The 20,456-nt window shown below is 68.1% G+C and carries 18 protein-coding genes; 11 read left to right on the top strand and 7 right to left on the bottom strand.

From position 1 onward, the window contains the following. Nucleotides 1–26: 26 nt before the first annotated feature. The 3 genes from ABL843_RS31250 to ABL843_RS31240 all read right to left on the bottom strand — a co-directional run bounded on the left by ABL843_RS31250 (nucleotide 27) and on the right by ABL843_RS31240 (nucleotide 3,395). A complete protein-coding gene (locus tag ABL843_RS31250; protein ID WP_418118556.1) occupies nucleotides 27–1,385 on the bottom strand; it encodes a M20/M25/M40 family metallo-hydrolase in 1,359 nt (452 codons plus the stop codon). A 120-nt stretch (nucleotides 1,386–1,505) separates the two neighbouring features. Continuing rightward, nucleotides 1,506–2,225 carry a 16S rRNA (uracil(1498)-N(3))-methyltransferase gene (locus ABL843_RS31245; protein ID WP_418118555.1) on the bottom strand — a complete coding sequence of 240 codons (720 nt, stop codon included), beginning with the start codon at nucleotides 2,223–2,225 and terminating at the stop codon, nucleotides 1,506–1,508. A gap of 69 nt (nucleotides 2,226–2,294) precedes the next feature. Further along, the gene (locus tag ABL843_RS31240) at nucleotides 2,295–3,395 is read right to left on the bottom strand and encodes an aminoglycoside phosphotransferase family protein (RefSeq protein ID WP_418118554.1); all 1,101 of its coding nucleotides are present in this window, start codon (nucleotides 3,393–3,395) and stop codon (nucleotides 2,295–2,297) included. Between the two features lie 234 nt (nucleotides 3,396–3,629). Here ABL843_RS31240 and ABL843_RS31235 point away from each other — a divergent pair, with 234 nt between their 5' ends. From ABL843_RS31235 to rsmA, 3 genes are read left to right on the top strand one after another with little or no spacing between them, the layout of a single operon-like run. After that, entirely contained in the window at nucleotides 3,630–6,224 is a 2,595-nt protein-coding gene (locus ABL843_RS31235) for an LPS-assembly protein LptD (protein WP_184639167.1), read from the top strand. Nucleotides 6,225–6,259: 35 nt separating this feature from the next. Continuing rightward, entirely contained in the window at nucleotides 6,260–7,666 is a 1,407-nt protein-coding gene (locus ABL843_RS31230) for a peptidylprolyl isomerase (protein WP_126020901.1), read from the top strand. 4 nt (nucleotides 7,667–7,670) lie between these two features. Next, nucleotides 7,671–8,441, top strand: a complete 771-nt coding sequence (gene rsmA, locus ABL843_RS31225; protein ID WP_418118553.1) for a 16S rRNA (adenine(1518)-N(6)/adenine(1519)-N(6))-dimethyltransferase RsmA — start codon at nucleotides 7,671–7,673, stop codon at nucleotides 8,439–8,441. A gap of 82 nt (nucleotides 8,442–8,523) precedes the next feature. On the opposite strand, the gene ABL843_RS31220 is transcribed toward rsmA, so the two are convergent. The 4 genes from ABL843_RS31220 to ABL843_RS31205 all read right to left on the bottom strand — a co-directional run bounded on the left by ABL843_RS31220 (nucleotide 8,524) and on the right by ABL843_RS31205 (nucleotide 12,160). Continuing rightward, a complete protein-coding gene (locus tag ABL843_RS31220; protein ID WP_165909564.1) occupies nucleotides 8,524–8,664 on the bottom strand; it encodes a hypothetical protein in 141 nt (46 codons plus the stop codon). Nucleotides 8,665–8,741: 77 nt separating this feature from the next. Further along, a complete protein-coding gene (locus ABL843_RS31215; protein WP_086011111.1) occupies nucleotides 8,742–9,167 on the bottom strand; it encodes a barstar family protein in 426 nt (141 codons plus the stop codon). Nucleotides 9,168–9,217: 50 nt separating this feature from the next. Further along, entirely contained in the window at nucleotides 9,218–9,631 is a 414-nt protein-coding gene (locus tag ABL843_RS31210; RefSeq protein WP_126020904.1) for a ribonuclease domain-containing protein, read from the bottom strand. 180 nt (nucleotides 9,632–9,811) lie between these two features. Further along, nucleotides 9,812–12,160, bottom strand: coding sequence for an NADP-dependent malic enzyme (locus ABL843_RS31205; protein WP_126020906.1), 2,349 nt, complete (start codon nucleotides 12,158–12,160; stop codon nucleotides 9,812–9,814). Nucleotides 12,161–12,336: 176 nt separating this feature from the next. Here ABL843_RS31205 and ABL843_RS31200 point away from each other — a divergent pair, with 176 nt between their 5' ends. The 8 genes from ABL843_RS31200 (at nucleotide 12,337) to ABL843_RS31165 (ending at nucleotide 20,422) form a co-directional block, all read left to right on the top strand. Continuing rightward, a complete protein-coding gene (locus ABL843_RS31200; protein WP_126020908.1) occupies nucleotides 12,337–13,386 on the top strand; it encodes an SPFH domain-containing protein in 1,050 nt (349 codons plus the stop codon). A 106-nt stretch (nucleotides 13,387–13,492) separates the two neighbouring features. Continuing rightward, a complete protein-coding gene (locus tag ABL843_RS31195) occupies nucleotides 13,493–14,974 on the top strand; it encodes a DUF4178 domain-containing protein (protein ID WP_126020910.1) in 1,482 nt (493 codons plus the stop codon). A 51-nt stretch (nucleotides 14,975–15,025) separates the two neighbouring features. Next, on the top strand, nucleotides 15,026–15,244 hold the full coding sequence (locus ABL843_RS31190; protein ID WP_019653703.1) for a DUF350 domain-containing protein: 219 nt from the start codon (nucleotides 15,026–15,028) through the stop codon (nucleotides 15,242–15,244). Further along, on the top strand, nucleotides 15,241–16,797 hold the full coding sequence (locus ABL843_RS31185; protein ID WP_418118552.1) for a polyamine aminopropyltransferase: 1,557 nt from the start codon (nucleotides 15,241–15,243) through the stop codon (nucleotides 16,795–16,797). Before ABL843_RS31190 ends, ABL843_RS31185 begins: the two co-directional genes overlap by 4 nt. A 7-nt stretch (nucleotides 16,798–16,804) precedes the next feature. Continuing rightward, entirely contained in the window at nucleotides 16,805–18,451 is a 1,647-nt protein-coding gene (locus ABL843_RS31180; RefSeq protein WP_418118551.1) for an FAD-dependent oxidoreductase, read from the top strand. Further along, nucleotides 18,448–19,578, top strand: coding sequence for a saccharopine dehydrogenase family protein (locus ABL843_RS31175; protein WP_418118550.1), 1,131 nt, complete (start codon nucleotides 18,448–18,450; stop codon nucleotides 19,576–19,578). Before ABL843_RS31180 ends, ABL843_RS31175 begins: the two co-directional genes overlap by 4 nt. Further along, nucleotides 19,575–19,955: a DoxX-like family protein gene (locus tag ABL843_RS31170; RefSeq protein WP_418118549.1), complete on the top strand. Its 381-nt coding sequence runs from the start codon at nucleotides 19,575–19,577 to the stop codon at nucleotides 19,953–19,955. The genes ABL843_RS31175 and ABL843_RS31170 overlap by 4 nt, the downstream gene beginning before the upstream one ends. Further along, nucleotides 19,952–20,422: a DUF2269 family protein gene (locus ABL843_RS31165; protein ID WP_418118548.1), complete on the top strand. Its 471-nt coding sequence runs from the start codon at nucleotides 19,952–19,954 to the stop codon at nucleotides 20,420–20,422. The genes ABL843_RS31170 and ABL843_RS31165 overlap by 4 nt, the downstream gene beginning before the upstream one ends. The last annotated feature ends 34 nt before the right edge of the window (nucleotides 20,423–20,456 follow it).

The following is a 20,456-nucleotide window of genomic DNA, read 5'->3' as shown; positions in this document are numbered from 1 at the left end:
CACTTTCGAATTGGCAACGTGACAAATTACTTGATACGTGCCGCCCGTTTGGGGAGCAGCGCGGGAGCGACCCCCTGAACGCCCACCAGCCCGAGCACGGTGACGAGCGAATTCTGCGCGCCTTTCCACGCATCTGTCATGTCGATGGACTCGCTCAGCGAATGGAATCCGGAGGCCTTGCCGCCGCCGCCCACGACGATGGCCGGGATGCCCATCGAGATCGGCACATTGGCATCGGTGCTGCCGCCGCGCAGCAGCGTCCGGTTGCCGAAGGCGGCGTTCGAGCGGATCGCGGCCTCCACGATCACCGAGTCGGGCGGCGTGCGCCCGCCGGGCCGCTCGCCGATGAGCCGGGTGCTCACGCTCAGGGTGCTGACGTTCCAGCGCCTGTTCTCCTCGACCACGGCTTCGTCGATGGCGGCCAGAATCTTCTTCTCGGTTTCCAGCAGCGAGGCCATGTCGTCCGAGCGGATGTCGATGGCCATGCGCGCATCGGGCGCGATGGTGTTGACCGAGGTGCCGCCACCGACCGTGCCGACGGTGAACGTCGTCTTCGGAAAGCTCGGCGTGCGGATGTCGGCGATCTTCGCGATCGCGCGGCCCATGCCGTGGATCGCGCTCGGCACTTGGCCGAATGCGCCGAAGCTGTGCCCGCCCGGTCCCTGGAAGCTGACCTCGTAGCGATGGCTCGCGGTGCCCAGCACCAGCACCGAGCCCGGTGCCGAAGGCTCCAGCCCCACCATGCCGTCGATGTCGAGGTGGTCGCGGAAGATCGCCTTCATGCCACGCAGGTTGCCGAGCTCTTCCTCGCCCACATTGGCGACGAACATCAGGTCGCCCACCGTCTGCACCTTGTTGTCGTTCAGCACCTTGAGCCAAGACAGCAGCACTGCGAGCCCGCGCGTGTCGTCCGCGATGCCCGGCGCGTGCAGCCGGCCGTCGCGCTCCTTCACCTTCACGTCGGTGCCGGCCGGAAACACCGTGTCGAGGTGGGCCGAGATCAGCAGCTTCGGCCCATTGCCCGTGCCCTTGCGCAGCCCGATCACGTTGCCTTCGGCGTCGATCTTCGCGTTCGTCAGCCCGAAAGCCTTCACGCGGGCGAGAAAAGCCTCGGCGCGCTTGTGCTCCTTGAAGGGCGGGGCCTCGATCTCCGTGAGCGCCTTCAGCTCCTCGAGCGAGCGCTCGTGGTCGGCCCTGAGCGCGTCCAGCAGCTTCTGAACGGCGGGCGATGCCATCAGCTGGGTGAATGCCCGGTCGACCTCGGGGCCGACCTGCGCGGGTGTCGGGGCGACGGCCTGGGGTTGGGCAAGCGCGCCCCGGGTAGTGCAAAACAGTGCGGCGAGGACCAAAGGGGCGAGGCGCAGCGGACCGGGCAGCTTGGACATGGGCGCAAAAGTCCTTCTTTTGTCTTAAAGAAGTAACGATTGTTTCGCAGGCTTGCCACGCGCGCGTCGCGGAAAACACCCACCTGATGGCGTCGGGCCTGAGGCCGGAGCCTTGTCTATCTAGACGCCTGCCAGCGAAACCAGCGCGGCCAGCGCCGCCGTTTCGGCGCGCAGCACGCGCGTGCCGAGGGTGACGGGCGCGAAGCCCCGGGCGATGGCCTGCTGCTCTTCGCCGGCGCTCAGCCCGCCTTCGGGGCCGCTCAGCACGGTCACGCCCTGTTGCTGCTCGCCCGTTGCCATGTCGGCGAGGCTGCGCGTGCCCTCGGCGAGGCTCAGCACAAGGCGCACGGCGGGCCCGCCCTGGGTTTCGAGCCAGCCGGCGAAAGGCTGCACCGGGTGGATCACCGGCACGCGGTTGCGCCCGCACTGCTCGCAGGCCGCGACCGCGATGGCTTCCCAGTGCGCCCGCTTCTTCTCGGCGCGCTCGCCCGCCAGGCGCAGCACGCCGTGGGCCGTGGCCAGCGGCTGGATGCTCGCCACGCCGAGCTCGGTGGCCTTCTCGACCAGCCAGTCCATGCGCTCGTTGGCCGGCATGCCGACCGCGAGATGCACCGCCCGGGGCGCCTCGCGCTCCACCGGAAGATGCGCGCCGACCGTTACCGAAACGTCGCTGCGGCCCATGCGCTCGACCGTGGCCGCGTACTCGCCGCCCGCGCCGTCGAACAGCGTGAGCGCGTCTCCGGGCTGCATCCGCAGCACCTGCACATGGCGCGCGGCACCGGCCGGCAGCGCCAGGCTGGCGCCGGCGCTCAGCGGCACGGAACAGTGGAAACGCGGCATGCTCTGGAGTCGATGGCTGCGAACGGCCGTTGCGCGGGCGCCGCAGGCTGGTGCTTTTTCAGTTTGTCTTCAGACACGGCCGTAGGCGTAGCCCGTGATGGCCGAAGTGCCCTCGATCTCGTCGATCACGCGCGACAGCGGCGTCAGCTCGGAGTAGCGGCTCGCGGTGGCGCGGATGTAGGCGATGAAGCGCGGCGTATCGGCCAGGTAGCGGGGCTTGCCGTCGCGCAGCGTGAGGCGCGCGAAGATGCCGGCCACCTTGAGATGGCGCTGCAGGCCCATCCACTCGACCGCGCGGTAGAAGGCGCCGAAGTCCTCGTCGACCGGCAGCCCGGCCTTGCGCGCCGCCTGCCAGTAGCGGATGGTGACGTCGAGCACGAACTCCTCGTCCCAGCTCAGGAAGGCGTCGCGCATCAGGCTGGCGATGTCGTAGGTGATGGGGCCGTACACCGCGTCCTGGAAGTCGAGCACGCCGAGCGTGGGAGTCTCGCCCACCATCAGGTTGCGCGGCATGAAGTCGCGGTGCACGTAGACGCCGGGCGACGCGAGGTTGCTCTCGACGATCAGCTTGAAGCTGCGCTCCAGCCGCTCCTTCAGCTTGCCCTCGACGGCGATGCCGCGGTGGCGGCCGATGTACCACTCGGGGAAGAGGGCCAGTTCTCGCTCCAGCAGCGCGCGGTCGTAGGGCGGCAGCACGCCGGGCCTGGAAGAGAGTTGCCAGCGCACCAGCGCGTCGATGGCCTGGTCGTAGAGCGGGCGGGCGGCCTCGGGGCGGGCCGGGTCGATCACGTCCAGCATGGTCTGGCGGCCCAGGTCGTCCAGCAGCAGGAAGCCGTTGGGCTCGTCCCATTCGAGGATCGTGGGGGCCAGCACGCCGGCGGTGGCCATCAGCCCGGCCACCTGCACGAAGGGGGCGCTGTTCTCCTTGTCGGGCGGGGCGTCCATGACGATGCGCGAGGGGGCGGCGGCTTCGGCGGTGTCGAGCCGGAAGTAGCGGCGGAAGCTCGCGTCGGCCGAGGCGAGCCTCACGGTTTCGGGCAGCAGCCGGTGCCGGGGCGCGACGGCGGCCAGCCAGCTGCGGAACGCTTCGGCCCGCTGCGGATCCGTCCAGGCAAGGGGTTCGGCGGGGCGGCTTGGGGCCAATGCGGCCGGGGGCGGGGGTGCTGTCATGGATAATCGATTCTACAAATCCGCCTGGCGCGGCAATCCCCCTTGGCCGGCCTCCGGCCGATGCGGATCGCCACAGGCCCCTGCAACCTGCCGGCCTGCCGCGCCTTCCCCGACGACATTTCGTTCCGAACCGATGCCTACGACCCAAAGCCCTCACGCTTGGCACCTTGTGCGCTCGCTGCTCTCCACGGGAGAGTCGCCGGCTTTCCTCGGAACGGCCGGGCGGGAGGCCTGATGAGCCGACGTCGTGCCGCCGCCCCGCGTCTGCGGCGCCCGGGCCCGCCGCCGCTGCCACTGGCCGTCCTGTCGCTGGCGCTGATCCATGCGCACGGCGCCTCGGCCCAGACGGCTGGCGGCTTCGACGCCCCGCTCACGCTGAAGCGCACGCCCCAGCTCACCGAAATCCTGACGCCCGCCGACCGCAGCCAGATGCCCAGCCTGGTCACCGGCGACCGCATCTCCGGCCGGCCCGACCTCGAGACCGTGGTCGAGGGCAATGCCACGCTGCGCCGCGGCGCGGTGTCCATCACCGCCGACCGGCTCGAGTACTACCAGCCCGACGACCGCGCCAAGGCCACCGGCAACGTGCGGGTCAACCAGGCCGGCAACGTCTACGAAGGCCCCGAGCTGCAGCTCAAGCTCGAGACCTTCGAGGGCTTCTTCAACAACGTGCGCTACAAGTTCCTCGCGAACGAGGCGCACGGCGAGGCCAAGCGCATCGACTTCGTCGACGCCAACGTATCGATCGCCCGCGAGGCCACCTACACCACCTGCCGCCGCGAGGACTTCCCCGGCTGGATGCCCGCCTGGCTGCTGACCGCGGCCTCGATCACCACCGACACCGAGGAAAACGAGGGCGTGGCCAAGAACGCGCGCCTGAGCTTCATGGGCATCACCACGCCGCCGATCCCGAGCGTGAGCTTCCCGCTGTCGAACGAACGCAAGAGCGGCCTGCTGCCGCCCACCATCGGCCTGGACAACACCAACGGCCTGGAGATCGCGCAGCCGTACTACTGGAACATCGCGCCCAACCGCGACGCCACGTTCACGCCGACGATCATGAGCAAGCGCGGCGTCAACTTCAGCAACGAGTTCCGCTACCTCGAGAAGCAATACAAGGGCGAGATCCGCTTCGACCTGATGGGCAGCGACCGGCTCGTGGGCGACCGTTACAACGAACTGCGCGCCAGCCAGCTCCAGCAGCTGGCCAACGGACAGATCACCGCCAGCAGCCTGACCAACCCGCCGAAGAACACCCGGCGCTGGGGCCTGTGGCTCACGCACCACCAGGACTTCGACGCCAAGGCGCTGGGCCTGGATTCGCTCTCGGCCAACGTCACCATCAACCGGGTGAGCGACGACGACTACTGGCGCGACTTCACCCGCACGCCCTCGCTCGCGCAGCGCCAGCTGCCGAACGACGCCTCGCTGAACTGGAGCAAGGGCGACTGGAGCGGCATGATCCGCACGCTCAAGTACCAGAACCTGCAGTACAACCTGTCGCCGATCGTGCCCGCGTACGACCGGATGCCGCAGATCACGGCCAACTACAACAAGTACGACTGGCACGGCTTCGACGTCGCGCTGAACCTGGACTACACGCGCTTCCGCGTGAACAGGCTCTCCTCGACCCAGCTCGGCTACGACGTCAACCAGCAGTCGCAGCCCGACGGCGACCGCGCCATGGCCGTGGCCACGATCAGCCGGCCGTTCATCACGCCGAGCACGTACGTCATTCCGAAGCTGATCCTGAACGCGGCCTCGTACAACTACTACCTGCCGCAGGCGGACATCCCGAAGCTCACGGTCAACGGCGTCCAGTACGTCAACGGCCAGGTCTACAACCCCAGCTCGCTGTATTTCTTCCCGACGTCCAGCAACCGCGTGGTGCCCACCTTCAGCCTCGACAGCGGCCTGACCTTCGAGCGCGACGCCAGCTACTTCGGCCGCGCCTTCCGCCAGACGCTGGAGCCGCGCGCCTACTACGTCTACACGCCGTACCGCAACCAGAGCATGCTGCCGAACTACGACTCGGCGGCCAACGACTTCAGCTTCGCGACCATCTACACCGAGAACGCGTTCTCGGGCGGCGACCGCATCTCCGACACCAACGCGCTCACGCTGGGCGTGACCTCCCGCCTGATCGACCCCGACACCGGCGCCGAGGCCGCGCGCTTCGGCATCGCGCAGCGCCTGCGTTTCAGCGACCAGAAGGTCACGCTGCCGGGCGGCACGCCGGTGACCGACCGCGCGAGCGACCTGCTGCTGGGCGCCACCATCAACTGGACGCCCAAGTGGAGCCTGGACACGCTGGTCCAGTACAACCCCGACACCCGCAGGTCGGAGCGCTCGGCCATCAGCGCCCGCTACAACCCCGAGCCGTACCACAACCTGAGCGCGGCCTTCCGCTACCAGGCGCCCACCACCCCGACCGCGACCGACGGCAACAAGTCGATCGACGTGGGCTGGCAGTGGCCGCTGAACGACCTGTGGGGCGACAAGGGCAAGAACCTCGGCCCCGGCAAGGGCCAGGGCGGCGGACGCTGGTATGCGGTCGGCCGGCTCAACTACAGCCTGCAGGACAAGAAGCTCACCGACGGCGTGCTCGGCTTCGAATACGACGGCTGCTGCTGGATCGGTCGCGTGGTGATGCAGCGCATCACCACCGGCCAGGTGACGGCGAACACCCGCATCATGTTCCAGCTCGAATTCGTGGGCTTCTCCAGCATCGGCTCGAGCCCCATGCAGACCCTGCGGCAGAACATCCAGCGCTACGAACCCCTGCGCCAACCGGGCGAAGCGCCGAGCCGCTTCACAAACTACGACTGAGACGACTGACTCTGACTGAGCGAGCGAGCGACGCCATGAAAAACATCCGTTCCATCATCACCCTGGGCTGCCTCGCGGCAATCGCCGCCACGGCGGGCGCGCAGGGCTATCGCCCCGGTACCGGCATCACGGACATCATGCGCGCCGGCCCGCGCCTGGGCCCGCCGGCCGCGCGTCCGTCCACCACGCCCCCGGCGGCGCCGGTGCAGCGTTCGGCCGAATTCATCGTCGCGCTGGTCAACTCGGAGCCGATCACCAACACCGACGTGCAGTCGCGCGTGACGCGGCTCATCAAGGAGAACCCCGACGCCGAGCGCGTGCCCCGCGGCGAGCTCACGCGCCTCGTGCTGGAGCGCCTGATCACGGAGCGTGCGCAGCTGCAGCTCGCGAAGGAAAACGGCATCAAGGTCGACGAAGTGGCCATCGACCAGGCCGAGCAGACCGTGGCTCGCCAGAACGAGATCAGCCTGGTCGAGCTGCGCCGCCGCGTGGCCGCCGAAGGCATCGCGCAGCAGGATTTCCGCAACGACCTGCGCGACCAGCTGCTGCTCACGCGCCTGCGTGACCGCGAGGTCGAGTCGAAGGTCAAGGTCAGCGACGCCGAGGCCGACGAGTACCTGCGCGACCAGCGCAACCAGTCCGTGAAGAACGTGGCGCTGGAAAACCTCAACCTCGCGCAGGTGCTGGTGGCCGTTCCCGAGAACGCCACCGATGCGCAGATCGCCGCCGCCCAGAAGAAGGCCCAGGACATCGCCCAGCGCGCCCGCGCCGGCGAAGACTTCGCCAAGCTGGTGCGCGAGAACTCCGACTCGCCCGACCGCGCCAACGGCGGCGCCATCGGCATGCGCAGCGCCGACCGCTACCCGTCGCTGTTCGTCGAGGCCACGCAATCGACCGCCGTGAACGGTATCGCCGGCCCCGTGCGCTCCAGCGCCGGTTTCCACGTGCTCAAGGTGCTGGCCAAGGCCCAGATCGGCTCCGGCGACGCCACCGTCACACAGACGCAGGTGCGCCACATCCTGCTGCTCAACGATCCCAAGCGCACCACGGCGCAGGCGGTCGCGCAGCTGGCCGAATTCAAGCGCCGCATCCAGGCCGGCTCGGCCGACTTCGCGGGCCTGGCCCGCGACAACTCGCAGGACGGCAGCGCCAAGCAGGGTGGCGACCTCGGCTGGTCGCGTCCCGGTCAGTTCGTACCCGAATTCGAGGAAGCCATGGACCGGCTCTCGCCCGGCCAGATCAGCGACCCGGTGGTCTCGCGCTTCGGCGTGCACCTGATCCAGGTGGTGGCCCGCCGCGATTCCAAGCTCAGCCAGTCGGAGCAGCGCGAAGCCGCGCGCGCCGCGCTGCGCGAACAGCGCGTGGAAGAAGCCTTCACCACCTGGGTGCAGGAAGTGCGCGCGCGCGCCTACGTCGAATACCGCGACCCGCCCCAGTCCTGAGCTGATGGCGCAGCACATCGCGAGGAAGCGGTTCGGGCAGCACTTCCTGTCCGACGGCGGGATCATCGATTCGATCGTGCGCGAGATCGCGCCGCAGCCCGGCGATGCCATGGTCGAGATCGGTCCGGGGCTCGCCGCGCTGACGCAGCCGCTGGTGGAGCGGCTGGGCCGGCTCACAGTGATCGAGCTCGACCGCGACCTGGCGAAGCGGCTGCGAGAGCATCCGCAACTGGACGTGATCGAGTCGGACGTGCTCAAGGTCGACTTCGCCGAGCTCGCCGCGAAGTTCCCTGCCGGCAAGCCGCTGCGTGTGGTGGGCAACCTGCCCTACAACATCTCCACGCCCATCCTGTTCCATCTGCTGGGTCACGCCCATCTGGTCGCCGACCAGCACTTCATGCTGCAGAAGGAAGTGATCGACCGCATGGTGGCCAGCCCCGCCACCTCCGACTACAGCCGCCTGAGCGTGATGCTGCAATGGCGCTACGAGATGGAAAACGTGCTGTTCGTACCGCCCGAGAGCTTCGACCCGCCGCCGCGCGTCGACAGCGCCGTGGTGCGGATGGTGCCGCTGGCGACGCCGCCGGCCGTCGACGAGAAGCGCCTGGGCGAGATCGTGCAGGTCGCCTTCAGCCAACGCCGCAAGCTGCTGCGCCACACGCTGGGCAAGTGGCTCCAGGAGCATGGCTTTTCCGGCGACTTCGACACCCAGCGGCGGGCCGAGGAAGTGCCGGTGGCCGATTACGTGGCGCTGGCCCAGGCAGTGCCCCAATGAAAAAAGCGCGCCGATGGCGCGCTTTCTTTTCACTTGCTCGATCGCCTTTCGTCAGCCGGCATGCTCGGCCGACTTTTTCCGATCAGGCGGCGGCGAGCCAGTAACCCGCGTTGAAGGGGCTGCTCATGCGCAGCGCCAGCGGCGACACGTCGACCAGCTTGTCGGTCGGCATCTTTTCGCCGGCCGGTTCGGTGGCAGCTGCTGCTGCCGCCGCGGTGTTCACTTCGATGCCATCGAGGGTTTCAACGTTCGGTTGAGCCTCGTTCGCCCGTTCTGCTTGGCTGGTGGATGCAGAACGGGCTACAGAAAAGAATAGAAGCACCGGAACGGGACCTTGCGGTCGCCCCAGTAGTCCGAGGCGTCGCGGAAGATGTCGAGCAGCTGCTCGCGGGCTTCCTTGTCGAACTTGGCGTTGGCCGGGATCTGTTCCAGCACGATGACGAAACCCGGCTGCGGGCCCGATTTATGCAACGGGTCGGTCATGCAGTCGTACAGCGCGTCGAAGTTCTTCCCGAAGTGGGCCGGGAACGTGAACTGCTGGGCGATCAGGTCGAGCACGTCCTGCTTGGTCTGGGCGTTGCCCAGGTTGGCATACAGGAAGTGCTGGCCGGCCGCATTCGCTGCGTCCTGCAGGTCGTTCACGCGGAACGCGCGGATCGATTGCACGATGTTCGGGCGTACGGCACGAAGGGATAAGGTCATCTCCGCTGGTCTTTCCATAGTCATCATCATTTCGTCGGGGCGCTTCGAGGCGCCGCTCAGGTCGTTTTCATCGCTCATGGCGCAATCCGTCTGAAACTCGCGTAGTGGTCCGCGGTGTACCAGCAGGCCTCGGGCGCGGTGCGCTGTTCGCCGCCGCAGACGATCCGCCGTGCTCCGCGGTCGCGCGAACCGGGCGTCGTGACCGTGTATTCACGGTAGTGGCCTCGGCGGGCGGGCGGCAACAGACGTTCGCGATTGCCGAACACCGTGCCGTCCTTGTCATACCGGAAGGGACCGCCATTGAGGATGGCCTGGTAGGTCCGCTGGCCCTGCGCCGGCAGGTCGGCCAGTGCGATGGTTTCCTCGGCGGAGGCCTTTCCGGCGCCGAACCATCCGCGGGCCTCGGCCCCCGTCGTCAACGCCACCAGCATTAGACTGGTGAGCGCAAACTTTGTGACAGAGGACGTGATCGAGGCGTAAGCCGCCATGGGGCACCACAAGAAAAGAGCGGGGGGTCGAATCGGCGATCAACGTCGGGGTTAACCCGCAAATTCAAGCCCGCGAGTGTGCACCACGCTGGCGAAAATAGCAAGCGACTGCCCAAAGTTTGAGCAGTCGCGAGGGTATCGAATGGCTTTTCAAGTTGGCGGCCACTCTCGCCAGAGAGCTTATCTCTCGGCGTTTGCGTCTGCCACTGTCAAGGCTGTCATGTTCACGATGCGCCGAACAGTCGCGCTGGCCGTGAGAATGTGCACAGGTTTGGCCGCCCCGAGCAGAACCGGGCCGATCGCGATGTTGCCGCCTGCCGCCGTCTTGAGCAGGTTGTAGGAAATATTGGCCGCGTCGATGTTCGGGAAAACCAGCAGATTGGCGTCGCCCGCGAGTGCGCTGTGCGGCATGACGACCGCGCGCTGCTTGCTGTCGAGCGCCACGTCGCCGTGCATTTCGCCGTCCACCTCGAGCCAGGGCGCCTGCACGCGCAGCAGGTCGAGCGTCTTGCGCATCTTGATGGCGCTGGGGCCGTTGCTGGTGCCGAAGTTGGAGTGCGACAGCAGCGCAGCCTTCGGCTTCAGGCCGAAGCGCATCATTTCCTCGGCCGCCATGGTGGTGATCTCGGCCAGCTCCTCGGGCGAAGGGTCGTAGTTGACGTGCGTGTCGACCAGGAACACCTGGCGGTCGGGCAGCAGCAGGCCGTTCATGCAGGCGTACACCGGCACGTCCTGCGGGGTGCTTTCGCAGCCGCCGGGGCGCTTGCCGATCACCTGGTCGATGTAGTGCAGGTGGTTGGCGGTGGTGCCCCAGGTGCCGCAGATCAGGCCGTCGACCTCGCCCTTGTGCAGCAGCATCGAGCCGATCAGCGTCAGGCGCCGGCGCATCTCGATCTTGGCGACCTGCACCGTCACGCCCTTGCGCTCGGTCATGCGGTGGTAGGTCTGCCAGAACTCGCGATAGCGGTGGTCCTGCTCGACGTTGACCACGTCGTAGTCCAGCTCTTCCTTCAGGCGCAGGCCGAATTTCTCGATGCGCTGGGCGATGATGGCCGGCCGGCCGATCAGCGTCGGGCGCGCCACGCCTTCGTCCACCACGATCTGGGCTGCACGCAGCACGCGCTCTTCCTCGCCTTCCGAGTAGGCCACGCGCTTCTTGCTCGCGCGCCGGGCGGCGTCGAAGATGGGCTTCATCGTGGTGCCCGAGGCGTAGACGAAGCTCTGCAGCTTGTCGCGGTAGGCGTCCATGTCCTTGATGGGGCGCTGCGCCACGCCGCTTTCCTCGGCCGCCTTTGCCACGGCCGGCGCGATCTTCATCATCAGGCGCGGGTCGAAGGGCTTCGGAATCAGGTATTCGGGGCCGAAGCTGAGCTTTTCACCGACGTAGGCGGCGGCCACGCGCTCGCTCTGCTCGGCCTGCGCCAGGTCGGCGATGGCGTGCACTGCGGCGATCTCCATCTCGTCGGTGATCGTCGTCGCGCCGCAGTCCAGCGCGCCGCGGAAGATGTACGGGAAGCACAGGACGTTGTTGACCTGGTTCGGGTAGTCGGTGCGGCCGGTGGCCATGATCACGTCGTCGCGCACCGCGTGGGCGTCCTCGGGCGAGATCTCGGGGTTGGGGTTGGCCAGGGCAAAGATCACCGGGCGCCTGGCCATCTTGGCCACCATGGCGGGCTTGAGCACGCCGCCGGCCGACAGGCCCAGGAACACGTCCGCGCCCTCGATCACCTCGCCGAGCGTGCGCGCGTCGGTCTTCTGCATGAACTGGCGCTTGTCGTCGTCCATCAGTTCGGTGCGGCCTTCGTAGACCACGCCGGCCAGGTCGGTGACGAACACGTTCTCGCGCTTCAGGCCCACCTTGAGCAGCAGGTTCAGGCAGGCCAGCGCCGCGGCGCCCGCGCCCGAGGCCACCAGCTTGACCTCTTCGATCTTCTTGCCCGCCACCTTCAGGCCGTTGACCATGGCCGCCGCCACGGTGATGGCCGTGCCGTGCTGGTCGTCGTGGAAGACCGGGATCTTCATGCGCTTGCGCAGCTCGCGCTCGACGTAGAAGCAGTCGGGCGCCTTGATGTCTTCCAGGTTGACCGCGCCGAAGGTGGGCTCCAGCGAAGCGATGATGTCCACCAGCTTGGCCGGGTCCTTCTCGTCGATCTCGATGTCGAACACGTCGACGCCCGCGAATTTCTTGAAGAGGACGCCCTTGCCTTCCATCACCGGCTTGGAAGCCAGCGGGCCGATGTCGCCCAGGCCCAGCACGGCGGTGCCGTTGCTGATGACGGCCACGAGGTTGCCCCGGGAGGTGTACTTGAATGCGTTGGCCGGGTCCTTGACGATCTCCTCGCAGGGAGCCGCCACGCCGGGCGAGTAGGCCAGCGACAGGTCGCGCTGGTTGACCATCTGCTTCGTCGCCGCGATGGCGATCTTGCCGGGAACGGGAAACTCGTGGTACTCGAGGGCGGCACGGCGCAGTTCTGCGCGTTTGTCTTCGGGCGTGGGAGTCGATGAGGTCGAGGGGGTCGAATCTGACATGTGCCGTAGCTCCTGGTGGCGCTTCTTCTGGGGGCGCCGATTGTAGACCTCGCGCATGACGCCCTAGGCCGCATGGCCAGGGGCTCCCATGACCAATAGCACGGGTGTTTCTTCAGATCGCTGTGGCAATATGCACAGTTCGGACAAAACCTGAAAAAACCTGACGAGGAGCGACCATGGCCCTGATGGATTTCATCAAGAAGCAGTTCATCGACATCATCCAGTGGACCGAGACCGGCGACGGCACGCTGGCCTGGCGCTTCCCGATGGCGGAGATGGAAATCCAGAACGGCGCCTCGCTCACCGTTCGCGAGTCGCAGGTTGCCGTCTTCGTCAACGAGGGCAAGGTGGCCGACGTGTTCGGCCCCGGCATGTACAAGCTCACGACGCAGACGCTGCCCGTGCTCACGTACCTGAAGAACTGGGACAAGCTCTTCGAGTCGCCCTTCAAGAGCGACGTCTACTTCTTCAGCACCCGCCAGCAGGTCGACCAGAAGTGGGGCACGCCCCAGCCGATCACCATCCGCGACAAGGACTTCGGCGCCGTGCGCCTGCGCGCTTTCGGCAACTACTCGTTCCGCATCGGCGACGCCAAGGCCTTCCACACCGAGATATCCGGCACGCGCGACACCTACACCGTGGCCGACCTCGACGGCCAGCTGCGCGGCCTGGTGCTGCAGAACATCAGCAATGCCATCGCCTCCAGCGGCGTGCCCTTCCTCGACCTCGCGGCCAACCAGATCCAGTTCGCGCAGGCGCTCGCCGCCCAGCTGGTGCCCGAGTTCGAGAAGATCGGCATCAAGCTCGAGAACATCACCGTCCAGAACGTCTCGCTGCCCGAAGAGCTCCAGAAGATCCTCGACCAGAAGATCGGCATGGGCATGGTCGGCAACGACATGGGCAAGTTCATGCAGTACCAGACGGCGCAGGCCATTCCCAAGTTCGCCGAGGGCGCTGCCGGCGGCGGTGGTGTCGCCGGCGACGCGATGGGCCTTGGCGCCGGCGTGGCGCTCGGCCAGGTGCTGGCGCAGAACCTCGCGCAGGGCCTGAGCCCCAACGCGGCGGCAGCCGCGGCAGCCCAGCAGCAGCAACCGGCGGTGGCCGTGGTGAGCGCCGCCGACGTGATGACGACGCTGGAAAAACTCGGCGAGCTGAAGACGAAGGGCATCCTGACCCAGGAAGAGTTCGACGCCAAGAAGGCCGAACTGCTGAAAAAACTGGTCTGACGCGGCGCCATGTTCCGCATAGCGCCTGGCGCCCCTTCGACGGGCGTCGGAAGCCTCGTTGGCTTGAAAGACTCGTGGCCGTCCGTGCCATGGCCGATGAGACGCCATGGCTGAGGAAACCGGCAACCAACGCTACTACCGAGCGCCCTGCCCCGGGTGCGGCGCGCCGGTCGAATTCCGCTCTGCGCAATCGACGCACGCGGTCTGCCCCTACTGCCAGAGCACCGTCGTGCGCCAGGGCGACACGCTCGCGCGCACCGGCAAGATGGCGGAGCTGTTCGACGACTTCAGCCCGCTGCAGCTGTTCGCCGCCGGCCGCATCCAGGACAAGCCCTTCACGCTGATCGGCCGGCTGCAGTACACCTACCCCGGCGGGCGCTGGACCGAATGGATCGCGGCGCTCGACGGCGACCGCACCGGCATCCTCAGCGAGGACAACGGCGCCTACGTCTTCGCGCTGCCCTTCGATCTGCAGCGCACCGCGCCTGCGCCGGTCGACCTGCGCGTTGGCGCCACCAGCGCCTTCGCGGGCCAGAGCTACACCGTCACCTCGAACGAGCAGGTCGCGCTGACCTCGGCGCAGGGCGAGTTGCCGCACCTGCCCGAGCTCGGCCGACCGTTCGCGATGGTCGAGCTGCGCAACGACCGCGGGCTGGTGCTCAGCATCGACTACGGCACGGCCAGGCCCAGCGCCTACCTCGGCCGCTCGGTGCAGCTCGAGGACCTGCAGCTCACCGGCCTGCGCGCCGAATCCGCCAAGGACGAAAAGGGCCGCAGCTTCAACTGCCCCAACTGCGGCTCGCCCGTCACCGTCAACCTGGCCGACAGCAAGAGCATCACCTGCGGCTCGTGCAACAGCATCATCGACCTGTCGCAGGGCATCGGCGGCGAGCTCAAGCACGCCACGCAGGACGAGCCGGTGCGCCCGCTCATCGCGCTGGGCAGCATGGGCCAGCTGCAGGGCGCGCAGTGGCAGGTGGTGGGCTTCCAGCACCGCATGGGCAGCGAGCCCGGCGACGACGAGCACTTCGGCTGGGACGAGTACCTGCTCTACAACAAGAAGCGGGGCTTCAGCTTCCTGGTGGACGCCGAGGACGGCTGGAGCATGGTCAAGCCGACCACCGGCGCTCCGGTGATGGCCGAGAACGGCAGCAGCGCTACCTACCTCGGCAAGCGCTACCAGCAGCAGTACGCCTACAACGCCGAGACCACCTACGTGGCGGGCGAGTTCTACTGGCAGGTCGAGCGCGGCCAGAAGACCTTCAACCGCGACTTCGCCAACGGCGGCGCGCTGCTGTCGATGGAGCGCTCGACCAATGAGCTGACGTGGTCCTCGGGCAGCAAGATCGACAGCGGCGCGGTCGCCACTGCCTTCAAGCTCGACGCGCGCAAGGACATGTTCAAGCGGGCCGACGCGCTGCCCGTGAGCGCCGCCTCGGGGCTGGGCTGCGGCACCATCATCCTCATCATCGTCGTGATCATCATCCTGCTGATCATCCTGAGCACCTGCTCCAGCAGCGGCGGCTCGGGCTACCGGAGCTCGGGCGGCTCCTACGGCGGCTATTCGAGTGGCGGCGGCCACAAATGACGGCGAAGATGCACGCGATGTCTCTCATCATTACTACGACTGGAGGTCCCCATGGGATTTGAATGGCTGAAACCGGGCGTGGTCCTCGGATCGCTCGTGTACGCGCTGATCGGCGTCGTGATCTTCTGGCTGTGCTTCCTGATCATCGACAAGATCACGCCCTACGACCTGTGGGGCGAGATCGTCGAGAAGCAGAACGTGGCGCTCGGGCTGGTGGTTGCCGCGATGAGCCTCGGCATCAGCATCATCGTCGCCGCAGCAATCCATTGAACGACGCGGCCCTGCCCGCGCGCACCCCGGACGCGCGGGGGCCGCAGCCCGTGGAGATCGCGCTGCTCGCCAGCGTGTTCGTGGTCGCCGCCTGCGGGCTGGTCTACGAGCTCACTGCGGCCGCGCTCAGCTCCTACCTGCTGGGCGACTCGGTGCTGCAGTTCAGCACCATCATCGGCACCTACCTGTTCGCGATGGGCGTGGGCTCGTGGCTCTCGCGCTACTTCGAGCGGCAGCTGCCGGCGCACTTCCTTCGCATCGAACTGCTGGTGGCGCTGATCGGCGGCGCGCTGCCGGCGATCCTGTTCCTGGCCAATGCCTACGTGCCCGGCGCCTTCAGGCTGCTGCTGTACGGCCTGGTGATGGTGGTGGGCACGCTGGTGGGGCTCGAGATCCCGCTGGTGATGCGCATCCTCAAGCGCAACATCGTGCTCAAGAACCTGGTGTCGCAGGTTCTCACCTTCGACTACCTCGGTGCGCTGGCGGTGTCGGTGGCCTTTCCGCTGATCCTGGTGCCGCAGCTCGGAATGATCCGCACCGGCCTGCTGTTCGGCTTCATGAACGCGGCGGTGGCGGTGTGGGCGCTGTGGCTCTTCCGCCATGAACTGCGCCGGGTGGGCGCGCACGCAGTCGCCTGCTTTCTCGCGCTGGCCGCGCTGGTGGCGGCCTTTGCCGGCGCCAACCACATCACCACGCTGGCCGAGGACAAGTTCTACCAGGACCGCATCGTCTTCAGCGCCACCTCGCCCTACCAGCGCATCGTGGTCACGCGCGGGCTGCTGGGGCACCGGCTGTTCCTCAACGGCAACCTGCAGTTCGCCGAGCGCGACGAATACCGCTACCACGAGGCGCTGGTGCATCCGGTGATGGCCGCCCAGGGCGCGCCGAAGAAGGTGGCGGTGCTCGGCGGCGGCGACGGCATGGCGGTGCGCGAGATCCTCAAGTACCCGTCGGTCGAGTCGGTCACGCTGGTCGAGCTCGATCCAAACATGACCAGGCTCTTCACCGAGCACGAGACGCTGGCCGCGCTCAACGGGCATTCGCTGTCTTCGCCCAAGGTGAGGATCGTCAACACCGATGCCTTCCAGTGGCTGCAGCAGCCGGGCGACATGTTCGACGTGATCGTGGTGGACTTTCCCGATCCCACGAACTTCGCCATCGGCAAGCTCTACACCAACAGCTTCTACGCGCTGCTCGAGAAGCGCCTGTCGGCCAGCGGTTACGCGGTGATCCAGACCACTTCGCCGCTGGTGGCGCGCAAGAGCTACTGGACCGTGGCGACCACCATCGAATCGGTGGGCCTGCGCGCCACGCCGTACCACGCGCATGTGCCCAGCTTCGGCGAATGGGGCTACATCATCGCCAGCCGCAGGCCCTACCGCCTGCCCGATGCGCTGCCGCCAGGTCTGCGCTTTCTCTCGCCGACCACCCTGCCGCTGATGTTCGACTTTCCGCTCGACATGGCGCGTGTGCCGGCGGAAGTGAACCGGCTGTCGAACCAGATCCTGGTCACCACTTACGAGCAAGAGTGGGGCAAGGTCATGGCTCACTAGCCCCGTCATGCAAAGGCGCGAATTCCTCGGCGTGGCGGCGGGCGCGGCGGGTGCTCTGGCGCTCGCAGGCTGCGAGGCCCCGCCACCGCCCATCGATGGCGGCTTCACCGGCATCGACGTCACGCGCGGCCATGCGATGCGGGATGGCTCCCTGAAGAACGCCGCGCCTGCCGCGGTGAAGCGCACGCGCGTGGTCATCGCCGGCGGCGGTGTGGCTGGTCTTGCCGCAGCGCGTGCGCTGCGGCTTGCGGGCGTCGACGACTTCGCGCTGCTCGAACTGGAGGACACGGCCGGCGGCAACGCGCGCGGCGGCATGGTCAACGGCATCGCCTGCCCGCTCGGCGCGCATTACCTGCCGGTGCCGGGCGACGACGCGCGCGAGGTACAGGACCTGCTGGAGGAACTTGGCCTGCGCCGTCGCGTGGCCGGCCGCTGGGAATACGACGAGGTCACGCTGTGCCACAGCCCGCAGGAGCGCCTGTTCTTCCAGGGCGAGTGGCAGGACGGGCTGCTGCCCGCGCACGGCGTGAACGAAGCCACGCTCGCGCAGTACCGCAAGTTCGCGCAGCGCATCGACGCGCTGCAGCACGCCGCGCACTTCGCGATTCCGACGCTCAAGGTCGCCATCACGCCCGAGCTGCTGGCGCTCGATGCGGTCAGCTTCCAGGGTTGGCTCGACAGCGAAGGCTTCAGCGATGCGCAGTTGCGCTGGTACCTCGACTACTGCTGCCGCGACGACTACGGCGCCGGCATCGGGCAGGTATCGGCCTGGGCCGGCATCCATTACTTCGCGAGCCGGCACGGCTTCCACGCGCCCGGCGATCCGACGGGCAGCGTCAACGATTCGAGCCCCGAGCGCGACGGCATCCTGACCTGGCCCGAGGGCAACGGCTGGCTCACCAAGCAGCTCGCCAGGCCCCTCGGCGAGCGCCTGCGCACCGGCAGCGTCGTCACGCGCATCGCGGAAGTGCGCGACGGCGTCGAGGTCGATGCGTGGGATGCGGCGTCGAAATCCATGGTGCGATGGCAGGCCGAGCGCTGCATCGTCGCGCTGCCCGTGTTCATCGCCGCGCGCGTAGTCGAGAACCCGCCCGAAGTGCTGAAGAACGCCGCCGAGCACGTGCGCTACGCCCCCTGGCTGGTGGCCAACATCCACCTGCGCGGCCCGCTGGCCGACCGGCCGGGCGCCGCGCCCAGCTGGGACAACGTGATCTACGGCACCCGGGGCCTCGGCTACGTGGACGCGCGCCACCAGGCGCTGGACCCCACGCCGCGCGGCACCGTGCTGAGCTGGTACCGCCCGCTGGGCCCTAGCGGCTACGACACCGCCGACGGCCGCAAGCTGCTGCTGGAGCGCCCCTGGACCGGCTGGCGCGACGACCTGCTCGCCGAGCTGTCGGTGCCGCACCCTGATCTGCCTTCGCTGGTCTCGCGCATCGAGATCACTCGCTACGGCCACGCCATGTCCATCCCCAGGCCCGGCCTGCTGGCGCAGATCGGCCCGCAGCGCAGCGCGCCCGATGGCGAGCATCGCGGCAGCGTGGTGGCGGGCCGGCTGTCGTTCGCGCACGCGGACTGGTCGGGCTATTCGATCTTCGAAGAGGCGTTCACGCGCGGGCATGTCGCGGGAACGGACGCAGCGGCGGCGGCATGAAGACACTGGTGCTCGGCGGCTACGGCAACTTCGGCGCGCGCATCTGCCGCGCGCTGGCCGGCAGCCCCGGCATCGAGCTGCTCGTGGCGGGGCGCGATGCGCAGCGCGCCACCGCCTTCGCCTCATCGCTGGACGCGGCCGCGAGCGGCGTGCGCATCGACGTGCAGGCCGCCGATCTCGCCGACACCCTGCGCGGCCTGGGCGTGGAGCTCGTGATCCATACCGCAGGCCCCTTCCAGAACCAGGACTACCGCGTGCCGCAGGCCGTCGCTGCCGCGGGCGCGCACTACATCGACCTGGCCGACGGACGGCGCTTCGTGTGCGACTTTCCAGCTGCCTTGGACGCCGCCTTTCGCAAAGCCGGCCGCACCGCGGTGAGCGGCGCCAGCACCGTGCCCGCGCTGTCTTCGGCCGTGGTCGACCATCTCGCGGACGGCTGGCAGCACATCCGGAGCATCGACATCTGCATCGCCCCCGCGCAGGGCGCGCCGCGCGGCGAGGCCACGCTGGCGGGCGTGCTCGCGTACTGCGGCGAGCCCATCCGCGTCTGGCAAGACGGCCGCTGGGTCGATATGCCCGGCTGGGCCGATCCGGCGAGGGTGGAGTTCGCGCGCATGAAGCCGCGCCGCGGCGCGCTCTGCGACATTCCCGACCTGGAGCTCTTTCCCGCGCGCTACGAAGGCGTGCAGTCGGTGATGTTCCGCGCCGCGCTCGAAGTCGGACTGACGCAGCGCGCCTTCGCCTTCCTGGCCTTCATGCGCCGCGCGGGACTGCTGCCGGCGCCGCAGAAGCTGGCGCCCCTGCTGCATGCCACCGGCGGCGTGTTCGACGCGCTGGGCACGGCGCTGGGCGGCATGGTCGTGCGCGTGGACGGCACCGATGCGCAAGGCCGGCCGGCGCGGCGCGCCTGGCACATCGCGGCCGATGACAACCATGGGCCGGAAATCCCGTGCATGGCCGCGATCCTGCTGGCGCGCCGGCTCGCGAACGGCGACGCGACGCTGCCCGTCGGTGCGCATCCCTGCATGGGCCTGCTGGCACTGCCTGAGTTCGAGCCGGAGTTCGCGCGCTGGGGCATGGTGACCGACGTGGTCGAAGAAGAGAGCCTGAGCCCCGCTGCAAGATGAACCGCACCGCCGACGAGACCGACCGCCTGCTGCGCTACAGCCTCGTCGCCGTGTGGCTCTTCACCGCCCTCGCCAGCATCGCCGAGCTGGACGGCCAGAGCCGTCAGGTGCTGGCCGCTGCGGGCATCGCCTCGCCGCAGTGGCTGGTGCATGGGCTGATCGTCGGCGGCGCGGCGGCCGATCTTGCGGTCGGCATCGCGCTGTGGCGATGGCCCGGGCGCGCCAGCTATGCGGCAGCCCTGGCCCTCATGCTCGTCATGACACTGGTGGCGACGGTGCTGCAGCCCGGCCTTTGGCTGCACCCGCTCGGTCCGCTGCTCAAGAACATCCCGATCGCCGCCCTGCTCTGGCATCTGTACAGACGCGCCGCATCATGAACACCTATCTCGCCCTCAAGTGGCTGCACATCGTCTCCAGCGTGCTCATGGTCGGCACGGGGCTGGGCTCGGCCTTCTACATGTTCTTCACCAACCGCAGCGGCAGCTTGCCCGCGCAGGCGGTGGTGAGCCGGCTCGTGGTGCGCGCCGACTGGTGGTTCACCACGCCCACCGTCATCCTGCAGCCGGCCACTGGCTTCGCGCTGGCGCACATGGCGGGCTTTCCACTGTCCACGCCGTGGCTCGCGCTGTCGCTGGCGTTGTTCGTTTTCGCGGGGGCCTGCTGGTTGCCGGTGGTGTGGCTGCAGATCCGCATGGCGGCGATCGCGGCGCAGGCGCATCGAGACGCCGTGCCGCTGCCGCCGCTTTATGGCCGCTACCAGCGCTGGTGGGAGCTGCTGGGCTATCCGGCTTTCGTGGCCATGGTGGTCGTGTTCTACCTGATGGTGAACAAGCCCCAGCTATGAGCCGCTGAAACGGATCGATGAACGAAGGCCTGGC

It is taken from the genome of Variovorax sp. 350MFTsu5.1, assembly GCF_048302515.1.
GTDB lineage: Bacteria > Pseudomonadota > Gammaproteobacteria > Burkholderiales > Burkholderiaceae_C > Variovorax > Variovorax guangxiensis.
The sequence above is the reverse complement of the archived record's forward strand: the minus strand, read 5'-3'. Positions and strand labels throughout refer to the sequence as shown.